The sequence below is a fragment of the Aeromonas dhakensis genome (assembly GCF_002285935.1).
GTDB classification, from domain to species: Bacteria; Pseudomonadota; Gammaproteobacteria; order Enterobacterales; family Aeromonadaceae; genus Aeromonas; species Aeromonas dhakensis.
Map to the genome: position 1 here is coordinate 2,224,385 of NZ_CP023141.1, position 21,684 is coordinate 2,246,068.

Consider the following 21,684-nt stretch of genomic DNA (forward strand, 5'->3'; position numbering starts at 1 on the left):
GCAGTGGCCGGCCCTGGGGGAGCTGGCAGGCGACAGGCCTGCCATCAACAATTTACTGAATACCCAGCAACTCCACATCGAAGATCAGCACGGGCGCTGGGTGGGATCTGGCCGGTTTACTGAATACCCAGCAGCTCCACGTCGAAGATCAAAACGGATCCCGGCGGGATTTTGCCGGCGGCGCGATCGCCGTAGGCCAGATTGGCGGGGATGTAGAAGCGGGTCTTCTCCCCTTCCACCATCAACTGTACCCCTTCGGTCCAGCCCTTGATCACCTGGTTGAGGCCGAACTCGATGGGCTCGCCGCGGGCGACCGAGCTGTCGAAGACGGTGCCGTCCAGCAGCTTGCCCTCGTAGTGCACCTTCACCTTGCTGGTGGCGGTGGGGTGAACGGTGCCGCTGCCCGGGGTCAGCACTTCGTACTGCAGGCCGGAGGCGGTGGTGGTCACCAGGGGTTTTTCCTTGTTGGCGGCGAGGAACTCGGCCCCCTTGCGCACATTCTCTTCCGCCAGCTTCCTGTTGTTGCTGCTCGAGTAGAAGTAGTAGGCGACGCCGGCAACCAGCAGCGCGATCAGAACGAGTTTCATCGGGTATCCCTATGTCGTGAAATGCCGGGAGGGCAGTGAGTGCGGCATCTTATCCCAGCCGGGGCGTCAGGGCGAGCCGGGGCGGGGCAGGATGTGACCGGACGGGCAAATGAGCAGGGGGAGGCGACTGGCGCCTCCCCCTCGTCGTCAGGGTGGTCGTTACTTGGCGGCCACCATCATCAGGGCGGGCAGGGCGAAGAAGAGGCCCGCCACGTAACCGAGCGCCAGCAGCTTGTTCTCGCTGCCGACCCGGGCCAGCCCCTCGGCCGCCTTGACCGGCAGCTCGCGCAGGAAGGGCACCCCGTAGATGAGCACCACGGCGAACAGGTTGAACAGCACGTGCACCAGGGCGATGGTCAGCGCCAGCTTGGCCCCGGCACCGCTGATGGCGGTGGCGGCCAGCAGGGCGGTGATGGTGGTGCCGATATTGGCGCCCAGGGTGAAGGGGTAGAGCTGACGGGTGCTGAACACGCCGCCGCCGGCCAGCGGGATCATCAGGCTGGTGGTGGTGGAAGAGGACTGCACCATCACGGTAACCAGGGTGCCGGAGGCGATGCCGGTCAGCGGGCCGCGGCCCAGCGCCTTGTGCAGCACCTCTTTGGCACGGCCGACCAGCACCCGTTGCAGCACCTTGCCGAGCCAGGTGACGCAGCCGAGGATCAACAGGATGCCGATGACGATGGTGGCGATGGCCGGCCCTTTGCCCGGCAGGAAGGCCACCAGGTCATCGATGAAGTTGAGGGCCGGGGAGATGAGGGGCTTCATGAAATCCATCCCCTTCATCGACATGTCGGCGGAGCCGACCAGCAGGGTGGCCAGCGCCTCGGCACTCTTTTGCAGCAGACCGAACATCAGCTCCAGCGGCAGGAAGATGAACACCGCCAGCAGGTTGAAGAAGTCATGCACGGTGGCGGCGGCAAAGGCACGGCGAAACTCGCCCCGATCCCGGATATGGCCGAGGGAGACGATGGTGTTGGTGATGGTGGTGCCGAGGTTGGCGCCCATCACCATGGGGATGGCCATGCCGATGGGCAGGCCGCCGGCCACCAGGCCGACGATGACCGAGGTGACAGTGCTGGAGGATTGCACCAGGGCGGTGGCCAGGATGCCGAGCAGCAGGGCGACGAAGGGGTTGTTGGCGAAGGCGAAGATCTGGGCCGCGCCTTCGGCGCCGCCGGAGAAGCCCTTGAAGCCGTGGGAGACGGCGCCGACGGCAACCAGGATCAGGTAGATCAGGGTGATCACAGCGAGCCAGTTGAACAGTGGGCCAGTACGACGGGTCTGCTGTTGTGCAAAAGATGGGGTGCTGTGCATGAAGCCTCTTGGGACAGTCTGCTTGAAAATGGACGGGCGCATTACAGCAGGGCTCCATGACAGAAATATGACAAAGTGACACTTTTGTGATGATTTGATGACATGGCCGGGTGGGGGAGATGGGACAGAAGGTGTCGGACTGGGCCGGGATCTCGCCCCGTTTGGCTGCGAATGTGTCTGACGGCTTGCAGCCGGGGGACAGGGCGTTATGCTGCGGTCTTTCTTATCTCAACCAGCGTGGTGTTGTTATGCGTGCATGGGTGTTGTGTCTGTCACTGGGTCTGCTGTCTGTCGGTGCCCAGGCGAGCGTGTTGAAATCCGAGTGCAACCTCGACAAGGCAATGAAGAACGAGGCGCTCAATGCGACCCTGGGGGTCAAGGGGCGCTGTGATACCGACAAGCTGGTGCGCCAGCAGAAAGAGAAGGCCGGGGCCGAGGTGAAGAAGCACACCACGGATGTGCTGGAGCAGAAGAGCGCCGGCCTCAAGGAGGGCAAGAGCCAGCTGCAGGGGACCCAGCAGAAGGTCAATCAGGCCGGCCAGCAGCTCAAGCAGACCCAGCAGGATGTGAAGGCGGTGGCCAAGGATCCGCTCAAGGCGGCTGCCACCGCGGTGATCAATCAGGGCTGATCAGCCTGCCCGCTCTAGGTGGGGCCGCGAGCGCGGCGTGCACAGCAAGAAGGGGAGCCATGGCTCCCCTTCTGCTTGGTTGGCGCTGGCCGCTTACTGCGAGTCGGCCGCCTCTTCGTACTGACGGAAGGGGATGCGGAACACCGCGAGGCGCAGGAACAGGTAGGTGACGCCGAGGCCGGCCCAGATCAGGCCCAGCTCCAGCGAGCTCTGCTCCAGGTTGATCCAGAGCGCACCTATGGTGGCGGCGCCCAGCAGCGGCAGCAGCAGGAACAGCAGGTGCTCCTTGAGGCTCTTGTTGCGCTTCTCGCGCACCCAGAACTGACCGATGACCGACAGGTTGACGAAGGTGAAGGCCACCAGGGCACCGAAGTTCACCAGCGCCAGCGCCATGTCCAGATCGAACGACACTGCGGAGAGGGCCAGGGCACCCACCATCAGCACGTTGATGGCCGGGGTGCGGTATTTCGGGTGGATGTAGCCGAATACCCGCTCCGGGATCATCCGATCGCGCCCCATCACGTAGAGGATGCGCGACACGCCGGCGTGGGCGGCCATGCCGGAGGCCAGCACGGCTACTGTGGTGCACACCAGCACCACGCTCTGGAACAGGGTGCCGCCGACGTAGAGGGCGATCTCCGGCAGCACGGCGTCCGGTTCCTTGAAGCGGGCCAGATCCGGGAAGTAGAGCTGCAGGAAGTAGGAGACGGTGACAAAGATGATGCCGCCGATGAGCGCAGTCAGCACGATGGCGCGCGGGATCACCTTGCCGGCGTTCGGGGTCTCTTCGGAGAGGGAGCTCAAACCGTCGAAGCCCAGGAACGAGAAGCAGAGAATGGTCGCGCCGGTAAAGAGCGGCACCATGCTGGCGCTCTCGAAGTGGAACGGACGGCTGCTCAGCAGGGTTGCAGCCCCTTCACCCTGATAGATACCCCAGCCCATCAGACCGAGGAAGACGGTGATGATGGCCAGCTGGATGAAGACGATGACGCCGTTGAAGTTGGCCACCAGGTTGATGCCGCGCAGGTTCAGGAAAGTCATCACGGTCACCAGACCGAAGATGAAGATCCAGGGCTCGACGCCGGGGAACATGGCGGTCAGGTAGATCTTGGCCAGCAGGATGTTGATCATCGGCATGAACATGTAGTCGAGCAGGGAAGACCAGCCGACCATGAAGCCGATGTAGGGGTTGAACACCTTCTGGGCGTAGGTATAGGCAGAGCCCGCGGAGGGGAACTTGCGCACCAGGTGGCCGTAGCTGATGGCGGTCAGCAGGATGCCGCCGAGCGCCAGCAGATAGGCGGTGGCGACGCGGCCTTCGGTAATGTCACCGACGATGGCGAAGGTATCGAATACCGCCATGGGTGTGAGGTAAGCCAGACCCATCACCACTACCTGGAAGAGGGTGAGCGTCTTGAGCAGCTTGGCACCGGCCATCACGCTTTCTCCTCTGTGATCGCCAGGGCGGCGAAGGGGGACGGGATCAGGGACGCAGCGCGTCGCTGGACACAGGGGGCGCCGGTCTGTGGCACAGACAAGTGGCGCACGCCGGCGGGGACCGGCAGGAAAGCAATGAAATGCCCCATGTATTTCCTCACAACGTCGGGAGATTGCCTGGCAATCTCGGTATCAATTCCGGTACAAAGTCCGGCCTCTTGGTGAATGTGGTTTACCCCTTAAAAACGAAGAACCGATGTTGCAAAAAACATCGGCTCTCAGGGGCGGCGTATTGTGCCCTCAGGGGGGGGAGGACACAAGCAAAAATGCCCCCGTCAGGGGATTTTGTTGACCTGGGTCAGGTCGGGGTTGCGCCCCCGGCTGGCAGCCTGTGCTGACAGGGGTGCGAGCGGAGCCGCTCTGGCGCGAAGGGCACTGTCACGGCGGGTGAACAGGGGTAAAAAAACGCCCGCGAAAGGCGGGCGCAGTAGTGAAGAAAAGGAGCTCAGGAGGCGTCGGTTTCGGGCCGGCGCAGCTGGACCCGGAACACGGTGAGGCGCAGCAGCAGATAGAGGGCGCCGAGGGCGGCCCAGATCAGCCCCAGCTCGAAGGAGGCGGGCTCCAGGTTGAGCCAGAGTACGCCGATGCAGGCGGCGCCACACAGGGGCAGCAGCAGGAAGATCAAGTGATCCCGCAGCGTCTTGTTGTGACCGAGCTTGACGTAGAAGTGGGCAATCACCGCCAGATTGACGAAGGTGAAGGCCACCAGGGCGCCGAAGTTGATCAGTGCCAGCGCCATCTCCAGATCGAACGACACCGCCGAGAGGGCCAGGATCCCCACCAGCAGCACGTTCAGCGCCGGGGTCTGCCAGGTCGGGTGGATATAGGCGAAGAAGCGGCTCGGCAGGGCGCGATCCCGTCCCATCACGTAGAGCAGGCGCGACACGCCGGCGTGGGAGGCGAGCCCCGAGGCCAGCACCGCTACCGTGGTGCACACCAGCACCACCGCCTGGAACAGCTTGCCGCCCACATAGAGGGCGATCTCCGGCAGTACCGCATCCGGCTGCTGGAAGCGGGAGATGTCCGGGAAGAACAGCTGCAGGAAGTAGGAGACGGAAATGAACAGCACGCCGCCGATCAGCGCCGTCAGCACGATGGCGCGGGGGATCACCCGATCCGCGTTCGGCGTCTCTTCCGACAGGGTGGTGATGGCGTCAAAGCCGAGGAACGACAGACAGAGGATGGAGGCGCCTGTGAGCAGGGGAGCCACCGCCATCTGATCGGAGAAGAAGGGACGGCTGCTCGCCACCGTGCCAAGCCCCTCGCCATGGTAGACACCCCAGGCGATGAGGCCGATGAAGACGGCGATGATGCTGAACTGCATGATGACGATCAGGCTGTTGAAGTTGGCCACCAGCTTGATGCCGCGCAGGTTCAGGAAGGTCATGACGGCGGCCAGCCCCAGGATGTAGGTCCAGGGTTCCACGCTCGGGAACAGGGCCTCCATGTAGATCTTGGCCAACAGCATGTTGATCATCGGCATGAACATGTAGTCGAGCAGGGAGACCCAGCCCACCATGAAGCCCACGTAAGGGTGGAACACCTTCTGGGCATAGGTGTAGGCGGAGCCTGCCGAGGGAAACTTGCGTACCAGGTGGCCGTAACTCATGGCGGTGAACAGCATGCCGATGAGGGCGAACAGGTAGGCGGTGGGCACATGGCCTTCGGTGATTTCGGTGACGATGCCGAAGGTGTCAAACACCGCCATGGGGGTCAGGTAAGCCAGACCCATGATGACGACGTGCCACAGCTTCAGGCTTTTTTTCAGGCCGACGGGTTGGGCATTCATTGTGCTTTCCCCTCAATCCGGGCCGAAGGGATCAGGCTGACGGCATCAACCTGGGCATAGGGGGCGCCAGCAAGGCGGCGCAGACCGGCGCGGGCCGGCAGGAAAGCAGTGAAATACCCCATGGTGTTCCTCACTAGAGAAGCGGGTGTCGTGAGATGGCAACCCATCTCGCTATCTTTTCCGGTCGGTTCCGGCCTCGTTGTGGATTTGTTTGCCGCAAAAAAAGAACCTGACTCAGCAAGTGGTCGGTCCTTTTACGCGGCGGCGCATTGTGCATTCGTGTTGCCCCCTTGACAAGCATATCAAGGGGGCAAAAACGCATTTTTTTGCACTAATGGGCTAATGCTCTGTTTCAGATCAGGCGTGAGCCGCCTGCAGGGCCTGTTCAAGCAGGGTCAGCCCCTCCTCGATGATGGCCGGCGAGGCCGTCAGCGGTGCCAGGAAACGGATGACGTTGGCCCGCACGCCGCAGGCCAGCAGCACCAGCCCGCGCTTGCCCGCCTCGGCCACCAGTCGCTTGGTGAGGTCGGCATCCGGCTGGTTTGCATAGCGCTGCTTGACCAGCTCCATGGCCACCATGGCGCCGGGGCCACGGATGTCGCCGATGCAGTCAAAACGCTCGGCCAGCTGTTGCAGGCGCGCCTTGATCTGCTCGCCCTGGGCCTGGGCCTGCTGGTTGAGACGCTCCTCTTCGATCACCTCCAGCACCGCCAGGGCGGCGGCGCAGGCGATGGGGGAACCGGCGTAGGTGCCGCCCAGGCCACCCGGCTTGGCGGCGTTCATCACCTCCGCCTTGCCCACCACGGCGGAGAGCGGGAAGCCGCCGGCCAGGCTCTTGGCCAGCGTCATGATGTCCGGCTCGATGCCACTGTATTCGGTGGCGAAGGTCTTGCCGGTGCGACAGAAACCGCTCTGGATCTCGTCGCAGATGAGCAGGATGCCGTGCTGGTCGCACAGCTGGCGCAGGCGCTGCATGAAGCTGGCGGAGGCGGGGTAGAAGCCCCCTTCACCCTGCACCGGCTCGATGATGATGGCGGCCACCCGGGTCGGTTCGATATCCGAGCTGAAGCAGAGATCCAGCGCAGCCAGGGCATCGGCCTCGCTCACTCCCAGATAGTCGCTCGGGAAGGGCAGGTGATAGACCTCCCCCGGGAAGGGGCCGAAGCCGGTCTTGTAGGGCACCACCTTGCCGGTGAGCGCCATCCCCATCATGGTGCGGCCGTGAAAGCCCCCCTTGAAGGCGATGGTGCCGCTGCGGCCGGTGTGGGCGCGGGCGATCTTGATGGCGTTCTCCACCGCCTCGGCGCCGGTGGAGAGAAACAGGGTGCGCTTCGGGGTAGGGCCGGGCACCAGGGCATTCAACTTCTCCGCCAGCTCGATATAGCCGGGGTAGGGGGTGACCTGGAAGCAGGTGTGGCTGAATTTTTCCAGCTGCGCGCGTACCGCGGCCACCACTCTCGGGTGGTTGTGGCCGGTGTTGAGCACGGCGATGCCGGAAGCAAAATCGATGTAGCGGTTGCCCTCCACATCCCACAGCTCGGCGTTTTGCGCCCGGTCGATAAACACCGGCAGCAGGGTGCCGACACCGTTGACCACGGCGGCTTCGCGGCGTGCTTGCCACGCCTTGTTTGATGCTGACTGACTCATCTTTCCTCCCTGAGGGGCCGGGGGCCCCTGTCTCAATGTGGCGAGGCCCCTTGGGAGCACTCACTTCGTCCTTGTTAAGCGATATGGCTGCACCGGCGGGGGGCGGGCCCCTGTTGCAGGCCCGGCCGCCGGCGCAAGATGTGGCTGCCTAGCGGATGCCGCCGAAGCAGAGGTATTTGGTCTCGAGGTACTCCTCCAGCCCCTCGGCCGCCCCTTCACGACCCAGACCCGACTCCTTGATGCCGCCAAAGGGGGCCAATTCGGTCGAGATGATCCCCTCGTTGATGCCGACCATGCCGTATTCGAGCTGCTCGGCCACCCGCCAGACGCGGGCGATGTCGCGGCCGTAGAAGTAGGCAGCCAGACCATAGGGGGTGTCGTTGGCCAGAGCGATGGCCTCGGCCTCGGTCTCGAAGCGCACCAGCGGCGCCACCGGGCCGAAGATCTCCTCCTGCAGGATGGGGTTGGTTTTATCCACCTTGCCCAGAATGGTGGGCTGGTAGAAGAGCGGGCCGGCGGGGTGGGCTTCGCCCCCCAGCAGCAGCTCGGCGCCGGCGGCGGTGGCCTGTTTGACCAGCTCGGCCACCTTGCTTGCGGCGGCCGGGTTGATGAGCGGGCCTATCTGGGTGCCTTCGCTCATGCCGTCGCCTACCTTGAAGGCCTTGACGGCGGCGGTGAGCTTCTCGGCGAAGGCGTCGTAGATGCCGGCCTGTACCAGGATGCGGTTGGCGCAGACGCAGGTCTGGCCGGCGTTGCGGTATTTGGAGGCGAGCGCCCCGGCGATGGCGGCGTCGAGGTCGGCGTCGTCAAACACGATGAAGGGGGCGTTGCCGCCGAGCTCCAGCGACAGCTTCTTCATGGTGTCGGCGCATTGGCGCATCAACAGCTTGCCGATGCGGGTGGAGCCGGTGAAGGAGAGCTTGCGCACCGTCTTGTTGTTGCACAGCTCGTTGCCCACCGCCGCAGCCTGATGGCTGGTGACGATGTTGATGACCCCGGCCGGGATCCCTGCCTGCTCCGCCAGTGCCGCCAGCGCCAGGGCGCAGAGCGGGGTCTCGGCGGCCGGCTTGATGACGATGGTGCAACCGGCGGCCAGCGCCGGGCCCGCCTTGCGGGTGATCATGGCGATGGGGAAGTTCCAGGGGGTGATGGCGGCGACCACCCCGACCGGCTGCTTGATGGTGGCCAGCCGGCGGTCGCTGGAGAAACCCGGAATGGTGCGACCGTAGGCGCGTTTGCCCTCTTCCGCGAACCACTGGATGAAGCTGGCACCGTAGGCCACTTCCCCCTTGGCCTCGGCCAGCGGCTTGCCCTGCTCGCAGGTCATGATGCGGGCCAGCTCCTCCTGGTTGGCCATGATGAGCTCGAACCAGGCGTAGAGCCGGTTGCTGCGCTCCTTGGCGGTGAGCGCCGCCCAGCCCGGTTGGGCCGCATGGGCAGCGGCGATGGCGCGGCGGGTGTCGCCCTCGTCCATGTCGGGTACCTGGGTGATGACCTGGCCGGTGGCCGGGTTGTGCACCTCGAATCGGCGTCCGCCGCTGGCTTCGCACCAGCGACCATCTATATAGGCAAGGGATTTGATCAGGGAGAGTGCGGGTTGTGATGCTGACATAGATAGCAAGCCTCGATTGTGGGTCAGGGGGCCGGCTCATCCTGTGCCGCCACCGTATAGAATAATAAGCACAGGAAGACCATAAATTGAGCTGAAATGTTTTTCAAGTGTTAAATATATTTGAGTAAACTGTGTCTCGCGTGCTAGAAATGGAGCTGTTGGAGCGATTTTACCGGTTTCTGTGGTGCAGGGTGTGCAAAATAATGAACGGAGTGCACTGTGCAGGATAACAAACAGGTCGGTCGGATTGACTCGCTATTTTAACCGGGGCCGCCAATGGCTCCTACCAGGCACACAGGGAGGTGGCCGAATGCAGCAACCACAGGGCGAGACGCGCTGGCAGTCCATGACCGACAACCCGCTGGCGCAGAGTACCCAGGCGCAGAGCATGGGGGAGCGGTTGGCCGCCACTCGCCGCCGGCTGGGGCTCTCCCAGCGGCGGGTGGCCGAGCTGAGCGGGCTGACCCATGGCGCCATCTGCATGATAGAGCAGGACAAGGTGAGCCCGTCGGTGGCCTCTTTGCAAAAGCTGCTCAGCGTCTACGAGCTGCCGCTGTCGCGCTTCTTCGCCGAAGAGGAGGTGGCGAGCACGCCGAGCGTGGTGATCAGGGCCGAGCAGTTGATCGAGCTGGGCAGCCAGGGGGTCTCCATGAAGCTGGTGCACAACGGCAACAACCGCCGCCAGCTCGGCTTCATGCTGGAGACCTACGCCCCCGGCACCGACACCGGTGGCCAGGTCACCCATCTGGGGGAGGAGGTGGGTACCGTGCTGGAGGGGTCGGTGATCCTGACGGTGGCGGGCCAGACCTATCAGCTCAGTGCCGGGGACAGCTACGTGATTGACACGGGCGAGCCCCACAGTTTCAGCAATCCGTCGGGGCAGGTCTGCCGCATCGTCAGCGCCCACACCCCGGCCAACTTCTAGTGTCGAGACATCGTCTCGTTTGGGAAAAGAACTTGTAAGGAAACAGGGATCATGACCGAACATGTAAACAGTTACTACGCAGCCAGTGCCAACCAACACGCGCCCTATCCGACGCTGACCGAACAGCTGGAGTGCGACGTCTGCGTCATCGGGGCGGGTTATACCGGCCTCTCCAGCGCGCTGCACCTGGTGGAAAAGGGCTATTCGGTGGTGGTACTGGAGGCGGCCCGGGTGGGCTTTGGCGCCAGCGGTCGCAACGGCGGCCAGATCGTCAACTCCTACAGCCGCGACATCGACACCATAGAAGCGAATTGCCCGCCCGAACAGGCCAGGCTGCTCGGTTCCATGCTGTTTGAGGGGGGCCAGATCATCCGCGAGCGGATCAAGCGCTACAACATCCAGTGTGATCTGCAGGAGGGCGGGGTGTTCGCCGCCGAGACCGAGAAGCAGCTGCACGAGCTCAAGGCGCAGAAGGCGCGCTGGGAGAAGTGGGGCAACGACAAGCTGGAGCTGCTCGATGCCGATGGCGTACGCGAGGTGGTAGCGAGCGATCGCTACGTCGGCGCCCTGCTCGACAAGAGCGGCGGCCACATTCACCCCCTCAACCTGGCGCTGGGGGAGGCGGAGGCCATCCGCTTGCAGGGGGGCAAGATCTTCGAACAGTCCGCCGTCACCAGCATCACGCCGGGTCAGCCTGCTTTGGTCAAGACCGCCAAAGGGGCGGTGAAGGCGCGCTACGTGGTGGTGGCCGGCAACGCCTATCTCGGCAACCTGGTGCCCGAGCTCGCCGGCAAGAGCATGCCCTGCGGCACCCAGGTGATCGCCACCGAGGTGCTGGGGGAGGAGCGGGCCCGCTCGCTGCTGCCGCAAAACTACTGCCTGGAAGATTGCAACTATCTGCTCGACTACTACCGCACCTCCGGCGATCACCGGCTGATCTATGGCGGCGGCGTGGTCTATGGGGCGCGGGATCCGGCGGACATCGAGCGGCTGATCATCCCCAAGATGCTCAAGACCTTCCCCCAGCTGGCTGACGTCAAGGTGGAATTCACCTGGACCGGCAACTTCCTGCTCACCCTGTCGCGGCTGCCGCAGTTTGGCCGCATCGGCCACAACATCTATTACATGCAGGGCTACAGCGGCCATGGCGTCACCTGTACCCATCTGGCGGGCAAGCTGCTCTCCGAGGTGTTGAGCGGTCAGGCGGAGCGCTTCGATGCGTTCGCCAAGCTGCCGCACTACCCCTTCCCGGGTGGCCGCCTGTTCCGTATTCCCTTCACCGCCGCCGGCGCTGCCTGGTACACCCTGCGCGATCGGCTGGGGGTGTGAGTCAGCGTTGCGCCGAGTCTGATCACCATGAAAAAAGAAACACCGCCAGCTGGCGGTGTTCTTCTTTATATGGGCTCTTATTGAGCCAGGGATTTCAACTGCTGTTTGTCGGGCGGGTTGTTCCAGTCGATGGGGCCATGGGTGAAGCGGTATTGCAGGCGGGGCAGGCTGGTTTCCAGCCACTCATCCCGAAAATAGGCGTAGCCCTGATCCCAGTCCGGGTCGTTGGCCCAGCCGGTCTGCAGGAAGTAGAGTCGGGTGCCCTGACCTTCCGGCACGAAGCGCAGGCAGACCTGGGTCTTCTGTTGGCGGATATGGGGCAGGGAGGGGGGAAAATTCCAGCTGAAACTGAGCAGGTCGTGGGGCATGACGGCCATCACCCGGCAACCTTCGCTGCCACGCTCGCCCAGCGGGGCATCGGGTCTGAAATAGATTTCGAAGGGACCATTCGGTTCCGGCACCATCAGGCATTCCGGCGCCAGAAAACTGCGCAGGCCGCTTTCGGTTGTCCAGGCACGCCAGACGTCGTCGATATGGGCCGGAACAAAGATATTGCCTTCTATCTGCTTGTTATCCATAAATCAGCGAGCCTCAAAACATCCATACACGGGACTCAGGCAGTATAGTCCCATGGCTCATGAAATGGACAGAGGTGTGTCACACCCCTGCCATTGCGACGGCGTTATTCTGTGCCAGCGATTTGACAGGGCCCCCGTGTTCCGTGGAGAGTGGTGTGGTACTCATATGACAGGGACAGTTTGATGATCAGAGCCATGCGAGAGACGGATATTCCCCAGTTGGCGCAGCTGTTTTTGAAAGGGCGGCGTCAGACCTTTCACTGGGTCGATCCTGCCCAGTTCCGGCTGGAAGATTTTGACGAGCAGACCCGGGGCGAGCAGATCTGGGTGGCCGAGCAAGGGGGCACTCCTTGCGGCTTCATCTCCATCTGGGGCAATGAGAGCTTCGTGCACCACCTCTATGTCTCGGCCGACTGGCATGGCCAGGGCATGGGACGGGCCCTGCTGAATCAGGGGCTGGCTCCCTTCAACAAGCCAGCATCCCTCAAGGTGGCCACCAACAACACGGCGGCGCTGGCGTTTTATCACCGGTTGGGTTGGCAGAATACGGCTGAAACCGGCCACTGCGAGATCACCGGCCCCTGGCGGCGGCTGATCCTGGAATAAGGCGGTTTGTCATACCCAGTTTGCCTATTCGCACTGGAGAGGTTGCCGGCAGCCATCGCCGGCAATATATAGTGTCAATTGTCTACCTAGAGTCTCGTGTGAGTGGCGGAAAAATTAACAGCCGTGGCTAATTGTAAAAATAGCTGGCATCACCTGCCGGAAAATATGACAAGCTGTGCCGGATCTATTTGCCATGCGTTACATGGGGTAATTGCATGGTAAACCATCTTGCAGGCGGGCCAATGAGTAATGGCTGAATAAAGTGGCCGCTATATTCAGCCAGAACTTTTTTGTTAAGAAAGTGACAGCTCTTATAAAAACATTATGTTGTTCTCAAACTGCCGTGCTATTCTCAAGCTGTGTTATCCCTGTGACAAACAAAAATAATTCTGTGAGGAAGTAATGAACGAGTTTCTGAAAGTTCTGCTGAACATTCGCAGCCTGCGTGCGGCCATCCGTGAATTGCCGTTTGAACAGCTGCAAGAAGCAAAAGAGAAGTTCGATCTGGTATATAACGAGCGCGCCGATTCTGTTGAACAGGAGCGTGCCGAGCAGGAAGAGCGTCAGCGCAAGCTGAACGAGTTCACCGAAATGCTGCAGCAGGCTGGTATCGATCCCCGTGAACTGCTGAACAGCTCTGCCGCCCCGGCTGCCGCTGCTGGCGCGACCAAGAGCAAGCGTGCTCCGCGTCCTGCCAAGTACAAGTACCAGGAAGATGGCCAGGAGAAGACCTGGACCGGTCAGGGCCGTATGCCCAAGGCCATTGCCGAGCAAGTTGCGCTGGGCAAGGATCTGAATGATTTCCTGATCTGATCCCTTCGGGTCGATCATGAATGATGCCGCCCATGAGGCGGCATTATTATTTGTGCTCATTGAAAGCCGCCCCTGTCAATTCCCCATGCTGTTTTATCCGACTGGTTTTTGTCGCATGATGTCACCCCTATTTGTTGCCGCCTGATTGAACGATTAATTTCCAGTTGGCTGGTTTTTTCATCACCGACATCGTTTTTATGGTGTGACTGGCTGCCTTCTTCCCCTCCTGTTGCTGGACTCATATAGCCCGTCAAGTATTAGGTAGGTCATTCCAGGACGATACCATCAGCATTAAGAGATCACCTGTTTCTGGCGCTTTGCCTCCCCCCTTTGGTTGTTGTTCATGGCATTAATCGGTCTGCTCACTGTTTGCGACCTGGTTGGACGAACCACAGCGTATTACCCCGGTTGTTTTATTGCGGCAGGCGCCGGATACCTGCGCACTTTTTATGGGAAAGAGATGCCCTGGGCATTTAATCGGTGGTATGGCGGGGAGATTGGAAAAGGAAAGTGGGGAAATAATAAGGCTCCCGTTACGGGAGCCTTATTCACCCGATGGATTCAACTTGCCAGCTGGGCCGGCCAGCGAACAGGGTCCGGCCGGGGCTGTCCCGGATATTGGCGGCGCCGCTCGACGGCATCCGCCAGCATGGCGAGCAGGGTCTGGGTATCATCCCAGCACAGGCAGGCATCGGTGACCGACTGGCCGTAGACCAGTTCGCTCAGAGGGGCAGGTTTCTGGCTGCCACCCTGCAGGAAACTCTCGACCATGACGGCGGCGATGGCGTCGCTGCCTTCTTCCAGCTGACGGCAGAGCTCCCCCGCCACCCGGATCTGGTTCTTGTGCAGCTTCTGGCTGTTGCCATGGCTGCAATCCACCATCAGCCGGGGGGGAAGCCCCTGCCGTGCCAGCCGCTCGGCTGCCTCTTCCACATCGCTCTGGTGGTAATTGGGGCGGGTGCCGCCGCGCAAAATGATGTGGCCGGCCGGGTTGCCTTCACTCTTGATCACCACCATGCCGCCCTGGCTGCCGGGGGCGGTAAACAGATGAGAGGCTTCGCTCGCCTGAATGGCATCGATGGCCACCCGGATGTTGCCGTCCGTCCCGTTCTTGAAGCCGACGGGGCAGGGCAGGGCCGAGGCCAGCTGCCGGTGAACTTGCGACTCGGTGGTGCGGGCACCGATCGCCCCCCAGCTGATGAGATCGGCCAGGTAGAGGAAGCTGGTGGTATCGAGAAACTCGGTGGCGGTGGCCAGCCCCAGCTGGTTGATGTCGAGCAGCAGCTGGCGCGCGAGCCGCATGCCGTGGTTGATGTCGTTGCTGCCATCCAGATGGGGATCGAACACCAGCCCCTTCCAGCCCACCGTGGTGCGGGGCTTCTCGAAATAGGTGCGCATCACTATCTGCAGCCGATCCTGATAGGCGTGGGCCAGTGAGGCCAGCCGTCTGGCATAGTCGAGGGCGGCGAGGGGATCGTGGATGGAGCAGGGGCCAATCACCACCAGCAGGCGATCGTCCTCTCCAGCCAGGATCCGGTGTGCCTGCTGGCGGTGCTGGTCGATCCGGGTCGCCAGTTCGGCGGGACAGGGATGAAGTGCCAACAGGTCGGCAGGAGTGGGGAGTGCCTCCACCGCGAAGGCGCGCATTACCGAGTTTAAAACTGCCATCTGGATTACCTTGCTGTGCATAGGAGTGAGTGACGTGCACTCCACACCGGAACCCGGACGGGAGCTGCAATGGGGCGTCATCACCTTTTATAGTTGAGAGTGATTATCATTATCTTGTTGTCGGCCGCAAATGCAAGCACAACCGAGTGGCACACCAGAATGGGGGGAGAGCGCCGGCGGGCAAGGCCGCTCCAATGGCAATCAAGCCCATGACCGGCAGGCTATGGGCTTGATATTTCAGGACAAAATCAGCTGGTTTAGCTGTCCATCACGTCGTGACGGGCATGGTGATAGGCCTCTTCATCCTTGCCGTGGCGCCAGTAGGGCACGGCGTAGACCCGGGTGCGATCCACCTCGAGCGTGCGCCGTACGTGGCGGCGCATGGGGACCACCAAGCCCTCTTCCCCGCCAAACCAGAAGTAGCTCTGTTGCTCCTCCAGCGGCAGGGCGGTGAAGTACTCCACCAGCGGCCCCGTCTGCTCGGGGGGGCCGACAAACCAGCGCAGGCTTACCCCGGCGGGCAGCGACAGATCCTGCACATCTTCCTGATAGGGCACCAGCAGGGCGATGTGGCCGCGGGCATCGGCAGGCATCACCTCAATCATGGCGCTGATGGCGGGCAGGGCGGTGAGATCCCCCACCATGTAGTAGTAACTGGCCGGTTGCAGCATGGGATCCGGGCCACCGGGGCCCGAGATGGCCAGCAGATCGCCCGGCTTGGCCTGGCTGGCGAAACGGCTGGCGGGGCCGCCATCATCGTGCAGGGCGAAGTCGATATCCAGCTCCAGCGCCTCGCGGCGAAATGCGCGAATGGTGAAGGTGCGCATGATGGGACGCTGGCTCGGGTCTTCCCAGCGCGGCCCCTGCGGGGTGGGGGTGGGCAGCACGGCATGGGCCTGGCCCGGCTGGGGCAGCATGATCTTGATATGGGCGCCGCCACAGGTGAAGGGGTAGTCAGCGAGCTCCGGGCTGGTCAGGCAGATCCGGCGCAGGTGCGGGCTCACATCCTGAATGTGCTTGACCGTGAGCAGGCGGGGGCGGTTGACCGGGGCGGACTGGGACATGGGCATACTCCTGACTGATAATGGCGCCCATTCTTCATTAAATGAAAATTATTATCAATTGGTTTGTGTGACAGAGTCAGAGAGGGGAAAGCGAAGGGAAGTTCAGTGGCGTGCAGAAAAATAGCCCCCCCTCGCCATGGGGCGAGGGGGGGCTCTGGCTCAGGGGCGATCGCTGCCCCCCAGCGCCTTGTAGATCCTGGCCATGGTGTTGAGCTGCTCCTTCTGCTGGCCGAGCAGGGCGAGCTCGGCGTCCCACAGCCGGTTCTGTTCATCCAGCCAGGGTTGTACCCCGGTGGCGCCGGCCTGGTAGCGGGCTCTCGCCAGCCGCTCCGCCTCTTTGGCAAAGTCCAGCTGCTCGGCCAGGTAGCTCAGGCGCTGCTCGCCGTGGTGGCGGGCGGTCAGACCATCCTCCACCTCCACCAGTGCGCCATAGAGCTGCTTGCGAAACTCCGCTTCGGCTATCTGGTAATCGAGATTGGCGCCGGCGATGGCGAGCCGGGTCTTGTTGTACTCGAGGAAGGGCAGCGCCAACGAGGCGCCCAGGGTACCCACCGGGTTTTGCAGCACCTGGGTCAGGGTGTCCGAGCTGCTGTTGGCGCCGCCGGTCAGCTTCAATGTGGGGTAGAGACCGGTGCGGATCTCGTCCCCCTTCGCCAGGGTCTTGCGCAGGCGCAGCTCGGCGGCGCGCACGTCGGGACGCCGCGCCAGCACGTCGGCCGGAATGCCGACCGCCAGGGTGGGGATGGCGGCCGTCGGCAGCGCTTTGGGTTCGAGCGCCAGCGGGCCGCTGCTGCGTCCGAGCAACAGGCGCAGGGCATTGCGGGCCTGCTCCTGCTGCATCAGAAGCGAGCTGAGCTCCGCCTGCTTGCCGGCCTTCTGCTGGCTGGCCTGCACCAGATCGAGCCGGGTCACGGCGCCAGCCCGGTACTTGGCCTGGGTCAGCTGCTCGGCGCGCACATAGTTGGCGAGCTGCTGCTGGCCCAGGGTGATGGCCGAGCCAAGGTAGGCCAGCTGCCAATATTGCTCGAGCGCCTTGCCGATCAGCATCAGGCGGGTGGCGGCCAGATCCTGGGCGGACGCCTCGGCCTCCCAGCTCGCCTGATCCCGCACCGAGGCCAGCCTGCCCCACAGATCCACCTCGTAGCCGAGGGTCAGGGAGGGGCCCATGCTGCCTTCACTCTTGCCGCTCTTCAGATTCTTGGTGCCATTGCCGCCGAGGCTGGCATCGACCGAGGGGGTCAGGTTGGTGTCGGCCAGATCGGCACTGAGCAGGGCGCTGCGCAGGCGCAGGCCGGCGACCTGCATGTCCGGGTTGGCAGCCAGCACGGCCTCGATCAGCCGATTGAGCTCGGGATCGTGGAAGCCTTGCCACCAGGGGCCGGCCAACTGGCGGGTGAGACCGTCCCCCGGCTGCTGCCAATGGTCGGCCAATGCCAGCTCCTGCCGCTGATAGCTGCTCTGCTGGCTGCAGGCGCCGAGGCCGAGCGCCAGGGTGAGGCAGAGCCCCAGTTTGGATAAGTGGTACATCGTCATTCCCTCGCCAGCGCCTCGACCGGATCGAGCCGGGCGGCATTGCGGGCGGGCAGATAGCCAAACAGGATCCCGATGAGCGAGGAACAGCCAAACGCCATCAGGATGGAAAAGAGCGAGAAGTGCATCTGGATGCTCTCCACGAACAGGGAGAAGAGCAGGCCGATGAAGAGGGAGACCCCCACCCCGAGCATGCCCCCCAGCAGGCTCACCATCACCGCCTCGATCAGAAACTGCTGCAGTATGTCCGACTGGCGGGCACCGACCGCGATGCGGATGCCGATCTCACGGGTGCGCTCCACCACCGACACCAGCATGATGTTCATCACCCCGACGCCGCCGACGATGAGGGAGATCACCGCGATGGCGGAGACCAGCAGGGTCATGGTGGCGGTGGTCTTCTCCACCGACTTGATGATGCTGTCGCTGCTGAAGGTGAAGAAGTCCTTCACCCCGTGGCGCTGGGTCAGCAGCTCGATGGCGGCCTGTTCGGCCAGCGCCGGTTGCACCCCGTCCTTGACCCGGATGGTGAGCTGGCTGAAGTGGTTCTGGGAGATGAGGCGGCTCATCACGGCGCTGTAGGGCAGCCAGACGTTCACCGACTGGCTGCTGCGGCCAAACCCGGTCTCCTCTTCCACCACGCCGACGATGCGCACCGGCAGGGTGCCGACCAATACCACCTGGCCGACGGGATCCTGTTTGCCGAGCAGGCTCTCTATGGTTTTGCCGTCCACTACCGCCACCGCGGTCCGGTTCTGGATGTCGCGCTCGTCAAACAGCCGGCCGTTGGTGAGCTTCATCCCCTTGACCCGGAAGAAGTCGCTGCCGACCCCGACTATGCTGCCGCTGTTGGTCTTGTTGCGATAACGCAGCTGGCCGGAGGCGGCGATCTGGGGGCTGGCCCCTTCCAGGTAGGGTTGGCCGAGCAGGGCGTCGAGATCCCGCTTGTTGAGGGTCTGGATGCTGGCGGCCTTCTCGTCCCCCCAATCCTTGCCGGGGAAGATGTCGATGGTATTGGTGCCCATGGCGTTGATCTGGTCGATCACCTTGGCACGGGCCCCCTGGCCGAGCGCCACTACGCTCACTACGGCGGCGATGCCGATGATGATGCCGAGCATGGTGAGGAAGGTGCGCATGCGGTGGGCCAGCATGGCGTGCAGCGCCATGCGTGCCGCTTCCCGGTAGCGATCCCAGTCGTGGCCTGTCCCTTCCTTGCCGTCGGGGGCGGCAGTCGGGGTCACGGGAGAGGCGGCCGGTTTGCGGCCGCTGTCATCCTGTACCCGGCCATCTTTCAGGGTGATGATCCGGTCGGCGTGGCTGGCCACCTCCATGTCGTGGGTCACGAGGATGATGGTGTGGCCCTGAGCGTGCAGCTCCCTGAGGATGGCCATCACCTCCTTGCCGCTCTGGCTGTCGAGGGCCCCGGTGGGTTCGTCCGCCAGGATCACCTCGCCGCCGTTGGCCAGCGCACGGGCAATACTGACCCGCTGCTGCTGGCCGCCGGAGAGCTGGCTCGGGGTGTGATGGCTGCGCTCGCTGAGCCCCAGTCGCGCCAGCAGTGTCTGGGAGCGGGCCTGGCGCTCGGCCCGTGGCGTGCCGGCGTAGACGGCCGGGATCTCCACGTTGGCGGCGGCATTGAGGTGCGGCAAGAGGTGGTAGCGCTGAAAGATGAAGCCGAAGTGGTGACAGCGCAGCCTGGCGAGGGAGAGGGCGTCCAGGGTGGCGGTGTCCTGGCCGCGGAACAGATACTGGCCGCTGCTCGGCCGATCGAGGCAGCCGAGCAGGTTCATCAGGGTCGACTTGCCGGAGCCGGAGGCGCCGACGATGGCGATCATCTCTCCCGCCTCGATGGCGAGATCGAGGGGATGGAGCACGGTCACTTCCTGCTCTCCACTCTGGTAGCGCCGCTCGATCCCCTTGAGCTGGATCAGAGGCTCGCTCACAGCATGATCTCCACGTCATTGCCGCTGACCGGCGAACCCTGGTTCAGGGTGACCTTCTCCTGTTCGCTCAGACCGCTGACCACCTCCACCTTGATGTCATCCTTCATGCCGGTCTTGATGCGGCGAGTCTCCTTCTGGTCATCCTCCTTGAGCAGGGTGACCTCGTACTCGTTCTCCCCGAGCTTCTTGCCAAGGGCGGTCTGCGGAATGGTCAGCACCTGCTTGCGCTCGCCGAGCACTATGGTGACCTGGGTGGTCATGGCGACCCGCAGGGTGTGATCCGGGTTGGGCACGTCGAACAGGGCGTAGTAGTAGACGGCGGCGTTGTTGGTGGCCGTGGTGCTGGTGGCCTGCTCATTGATGTTGGTGGGGGCCAGCTCGACGGTGCGCAGGGTGCCGTGGTAGCGGGTGTCCGGATCCCCCATCAGGGTGAAATAGACCGGCATGCCGGCCTTGACCCGGGTGACGTCCGCTTCGGAGATCTGCGCCTTGACCGTCATGGTCTCCAGGTTGGCGAGCTTGAGCAGGGTCGGCACCGTCTGGCTGGCGGCCAGGGTCTGCCCCTGGCGGGTCACTATGCTGACGACGGTACCATCCATGGGCGCCTGAATGCGGTTGTAGCCGAGCTCCGTCTTGGCTCGCTCCACCTTGATCTGGGCATTGTCGACTTCAGCCAATGCCCCCTGCAGCTCGGCTCTGGTCACGGCCAGCTGGGCTTCGGCGCTCTCCAGATCGGCGCGCGAGCTCGCCTCCTGCCTGAACATCTGCTGCTGACGACGCCAGCTCAGCTCGTTTTGCTTGAGCTGGGCCTGCTTGATCTTGAGCTGGGCGCGGCGGCTGGCGAGATCCGCCTCGGCGGTCTTGAGGTTGTTCTGGGCGATCAGCGGATCGATCTCGGCCAGCAGGTCTCCCTGCTTGACCTTCTGACCTGCCTCTACCGCCAGATAGGTGACCTGGCCCGAGACCTGGGCACCGACGTCTACCTGCTCGATGGCCTGCAACACACCGCTGGCCAGTACGGTCTGCTCTACGTCCTGGCGGGTCACCTCGGCGGTCAGTACCGGCTCGGGTGCCTTGCTCGGCCAGGCCAACCAGCCGATGGCGAGCACGGGCACAAGGGCGAGCAGGGCAATTTTTCTCTGCTTGGTAGTGATGTTCATTTTTCACCTGAAAGAAGCGAACGAAGGCGTGCAAGGGCAACATCCTGCAGCAAACGAGGCTCAAAAAACAGTGATGAATATGTAAGAAAACATGTAGATAGTCTTGTCACTAGCGTGCCCTGGCCGGGCTTCCTGGCGAGCAGACGGGGTAGGGGGCAGCGGGCGAAAAAGCCCGCTGCGGGAGGTCATTCGGGTACCCGGCCTGAGTCGGCGGGGGCCGGTCGTCAGCCGACGGCCTTGAGTTGTTTGGCGTAGGGCTCGTGGCAGATCTGGATGTCGAGCGGCAGCTTGTAGATAAGCAGGCGGGCCAGGGAGCCCTCCATCCAGTGGTGGCGACTGCCGACCAGCAGCAGATCCATCGGGTGAGTGGCCAGCCAGCGTTTCAGGTCAGGCACCACGTCATCGACCACCAGGCACTGGTAATCCACCGGGTGTTGCAGGGTGGTGATGAGCTCGCTGATGATGGCCTTAGCGTCCAGCGTACCCTGGGCGCTGCGCTCCTCTTCCGACAGCGACAGGCTGTTGCGGCGCATCTTGCTGCTGTGGGTCAGGTGCAGCAGGGTGAGCTCGCCCCCCATTCCTTGTGCCAATTGACTCGCTTTGGCCAGCGTCTCCTGCTCGTAATCCTTGCCTTCCAGCAACAGCACGATATTGGTTGAGGTCATAAGCAGTTCTCCCTTGGCATGGTGCGGGCCACCAGGGACAAACGGCCTGTCCCAGATCACTGTGTACCCGCTATGTGTCGCATAGCACGAACCTGTCTCTGTGGCTGCCGGTGTCAGCGGGTGTCGCTGATGCAGCGCCAGGGCATGCTCGTTTACATCATCATAACAGACTGAGTTGAATGGAAAATGAAGGAAAACCTGGGCTGGACGGGCAAATGACGTGCGAGCCGTCAAAAGTGTGAGCAAAGCCGGGATTGGCCCCTCTCTGGAGCCATGCCGGAGGGTGTTGGCTGGCAGACGGCAAGATAACAAGAGAGTGGGTGGGACG

21 protein-coding genes are annotated in these 21,684 nt (G+C 63.0%); 5 read left to right on the forward strand and 16 right to left on the reverse strand.

The features are described from left to right. Positions 1-116: 116 nt before the first annotated feature. Complete coding sequence (bamJ, locus tag CK627_RS10765; protein ID WP_010633350.1) at positions 117-587, reverse strand: BamJ family beta-barrel-assembly machinery protein; 471 nt, start codon at positions 585-587, stop codon at positions 117-119. 159 nt (positions 588-746) lie between these two features. Then, positions 747-1,901, reverse strand: coding sequence for a sodium dependent phosphate pump (locus CK627_RS10770; protein ID WP_010633351.1), 1,155 nt, complete (start codon positions 1,899-1,901; stop codon positions 747-749). 248 nt (positions 1,902-2,149) lie between these two features. Here CK627_RS10770 and CK627_RS10775 point away from each other — a divergent pair, with 248 nt between their 5' ends. Then, the gene (locus CK627_RS10775) at positions 2,150-2,530 is read left to right on the forward strand and encodes a hypothetical protein (RefSeq protein WP_065016932.1); all 381 of its coding nucleotides are present in this window, start codon (positions 2,150-2,152) and stop codon (positions 2,528-2,530) included. A gap of 93 nt (positions 2,531-2,623) precedes the next feature. On the opposite strand, the gene CK627_RS10780 is transcribed toward CK627_RS10775, so the two are convergent. The 6 genes from CK627_RS10780 to CK627_RS10795 form a co-directional block, all read right to left on the reverse strand. Continuing rightward, complete coding sequence (locus CK627_RS10780) at positions 2,624-3,967, reverse strand: APC family permease (protein ID WP_065016933.1); 1,344 nt, start codon at positions 3,965-3,967, stop codon at positions 2,624-2,626. Next, complete coding sequence (locus CK627_RS22835; RefSeq protein WP_017765716.1) at positions 3,967-4,116, reverse strand: hypothetical protein; 150 nt, start codon at positions 4,114-4,116, stop codon at positions 3,967-3,969. The genes CK627_RS10780 and CK627_RS22835 overlap by 1 nt, the downstream gene beginning before the upstream one ends. Positions 4,117-4,472: 356 nt before the next feature. Continuing rightward, a complete protein-coding gene (locus CK627_RS10785; RefSeq protein WP_005303048.1) occupies positions 4,473-5,816 on the reverse strand; it encodes an APC family permease in 1,344 nt (447 codons plus the stop codon). Next, positions 5,813-5,938 (reverse strand): hypothetical protein, encoded by a 126-nt coding sequence (locus tag CK627_RS23155; RefSeq protein WP_005303046.1) that lies wholly within the window; start codon positions 5,936-5,938, stop codon positions 5,813-5,815. The genes CK627_RS10785 and CK627_RS23155 overlap by 4 nt, the downstream gene beginning before the upstream one ends. A gap of 235 nt (positions 5,939-6,173) precedes the next feature. Next, the gene (gabT, locus tag CK627_RS10790) at positions 6,174-7,463 is read right to left on the reverse strand and encodes a 4-aminobutyrate--2-oxoglutarate transaminase (RefSeq protein WP_095592322.1); all 1,290 of its coding nucleotides are present in this window, start codon (positions 7,461-7,463) and stop codon (positions 6,174-6,176) included. Between the two features lie 148 nt (positions 7,464-7,611). Continuing rightward, the gene (locus CK627_RS10795; RefSeq protein ID WP_095592323.1) at positions 7,612-9,075 is read right to left on the reverse strand and encodes an NAD-dependent succinate-semialdehyde dehydrogenase; all 1,464 of its coding nucleotides are present in this window, start codon (positions 9,073-9,075) and stop codon (positions 7,612-7,614) included. 310 nt (positions 9,076-9,385) lie between these two features. Here CK627_RS10795 and puuR point away from each other — a divergent pair, with 310 nt between their 5' ends. Both puuR and CK627_RS10805 read left to right on the forward strand, forming a co-directional pair. Continuing rightward, entirely contained in the window at positions 9,386-10,000 is a 615-nt protein-coding gene (gene puuR / locus CK627_RS10800) for an HTH-type transcriptional regulator PuuR (RefSeq protein WP_017765712.1), read from the forward strand. A gap of 51 nt (positions 10,001-10,051) precedes the next feature. After that, positions 10,052-11,329, forward strand: coding sequence for an NAD(P)/FAD-dependent oxidoreductase (locus CK627_RS10805; RefSeq protein WP_095592324.1), 1,278 nt, complete (start codon positions 10,052-10,054; stop codon positions 11,327-11,329). A 77-nt stretch (positions 11,330-11,406) separates the two neighbouring features. On the opposite strand, the gene CK627_RS10810 is transcribed toward CK627_RS10805, so the two are convergent. Continuing rightward, positions 11,407-11,907 (reverse strand): SRPBCC family protein, encoded by a 501-nt coding sequence (locus CK627_RS10810; RefSeq protein ID WP_005303036.1) that lies wholly within the window; start codon positions 11,905-11,907, stop codon positions 11,407-11,409. A gap of 183 nt (positions 11,908-12,090) precedes the next feature. Here CK627_RS10810 and CK627_RS10815 point away from each other — a divergent pair, with 183 nt between their 5' ends. After that, positions 12,091-12,513 (forward strand): GNAT family N-acetyltransferase, encoded by a 423-nt coding sequence (locus tag CK627_RS10815; protein ID WP_095592325.1) that lies wholly within the window; start codon positions 12,091-12,093, stop codon positions 12,511-12,513. A gap of 402 nt (positions 12,514-12,915) precedes the next feature. Beyond that, entirely contained in the window at positions 12,916-13,326 is a 411-nt protein-coding gene (locus CK627_RS10820; RefSeq protein WP_095592326.1) for an H-NS family histone-like protein, read from the forward strand. A 56-nt stretch (positions 13,327-13,382) separates the two neighbouring features. On the opposite strand, the gene CK627_RS22575 is transcribed toward CK627_RS10820, so the two are convergent. The 7 genes from CK627_RS22575 to CK627_RS10850 form a co-directional block, all read right to left on the reverse strand. Continuing rightward, positions 13,383-13,568 carry a hypothetical protein gene (locus CK627_RS22575; protein WP_139398470.1) on the reverse strand — a complete coding sequence of 62 codons (186 nt, stop codon included), beginning with the start codon at positions 13,566-13,568 and terminating at the stop codon, positions 13,383-13,385. Positions 13,569-13,887: 319 nt separating this feature from the next. Beyond that, on the reverse strand, positions 13,888-14,994 hold the full coding sequence (locus tag CK627_RS10825; protein ID WP_167385317.1) for a 3-deoxy-7-phosphoheptulonate synthase: 1,107 nt from the start codon (positions 14,992-14,994) through the stop codon (positions 13,888-13,890). 257 nt (positions 14,995-15,251) lie between these two features. Next, positions 15,252-16,058, reverse strand: coding sequence for a siderophore-interacting protein (locus CK627_RS10830; protein WP_017786340.1), 807 nt, complete (start codon positions 16,056-16,058; stop codon positions 15,252-15,254). Positions 16,059-16,217: 159 nt separating this feature from the next. Then, positions 16,218-17,591 carry an efflux transporter outer membrane subunit gene (locus CK627_RS10835; protein ID WP_095592328.1) on the reverse strand — a complete coding sequence of 458 codons (1,374 nt, stop codon included), beginning with the start codon at positions 17,589-17,591 and terminating at the stop codon, positions 16,218-16,220. Then, positions 17,588-19,531 carry a MacB family efflux pump subunit gene (locus CK627_RS10840; protein WP_095592329.1) on the reverse strand — a complete coding sequence of 648 codons (1,944 nt, stop codon included), beginning with the start codon at positions 19,529-19,531 and terminating at the stop codon, positions 17,588-17,590. Before CK627_RS10840 ends, CK627_RS10835 begins: the two co-directional genes overlap by 4 nt. Next, positions 19,528-20,691 (reverse strand): macrolide transporter subunit MacA, encoded by a 1,164-nt coding sequence (gene macA, locus CK627_RS10845; RefSeq protein WP_019840184.1) that lies wholly within the window; start codon positions 20,689-20,691, stop codon positions 19,528-19,530. Before macA ends, CK627_RS10840 begins: the two co-directional genes overlap by 4 nt. 224 nt (positions 20,692-20,915) lie before the next feature. Continuing rightward, positions 20,916-21,356 (reverse strand): universal stress protein, encoded by a 441-nt coding sequence (locus CK627_RS10850; protein WP_095592330.1) that lies wholly within the window; start codon positions 21,354-21,356, stop codon positions 20,916-20,918. Positions 21,357-21,684 lie beyond the last annotated feature (328 nt).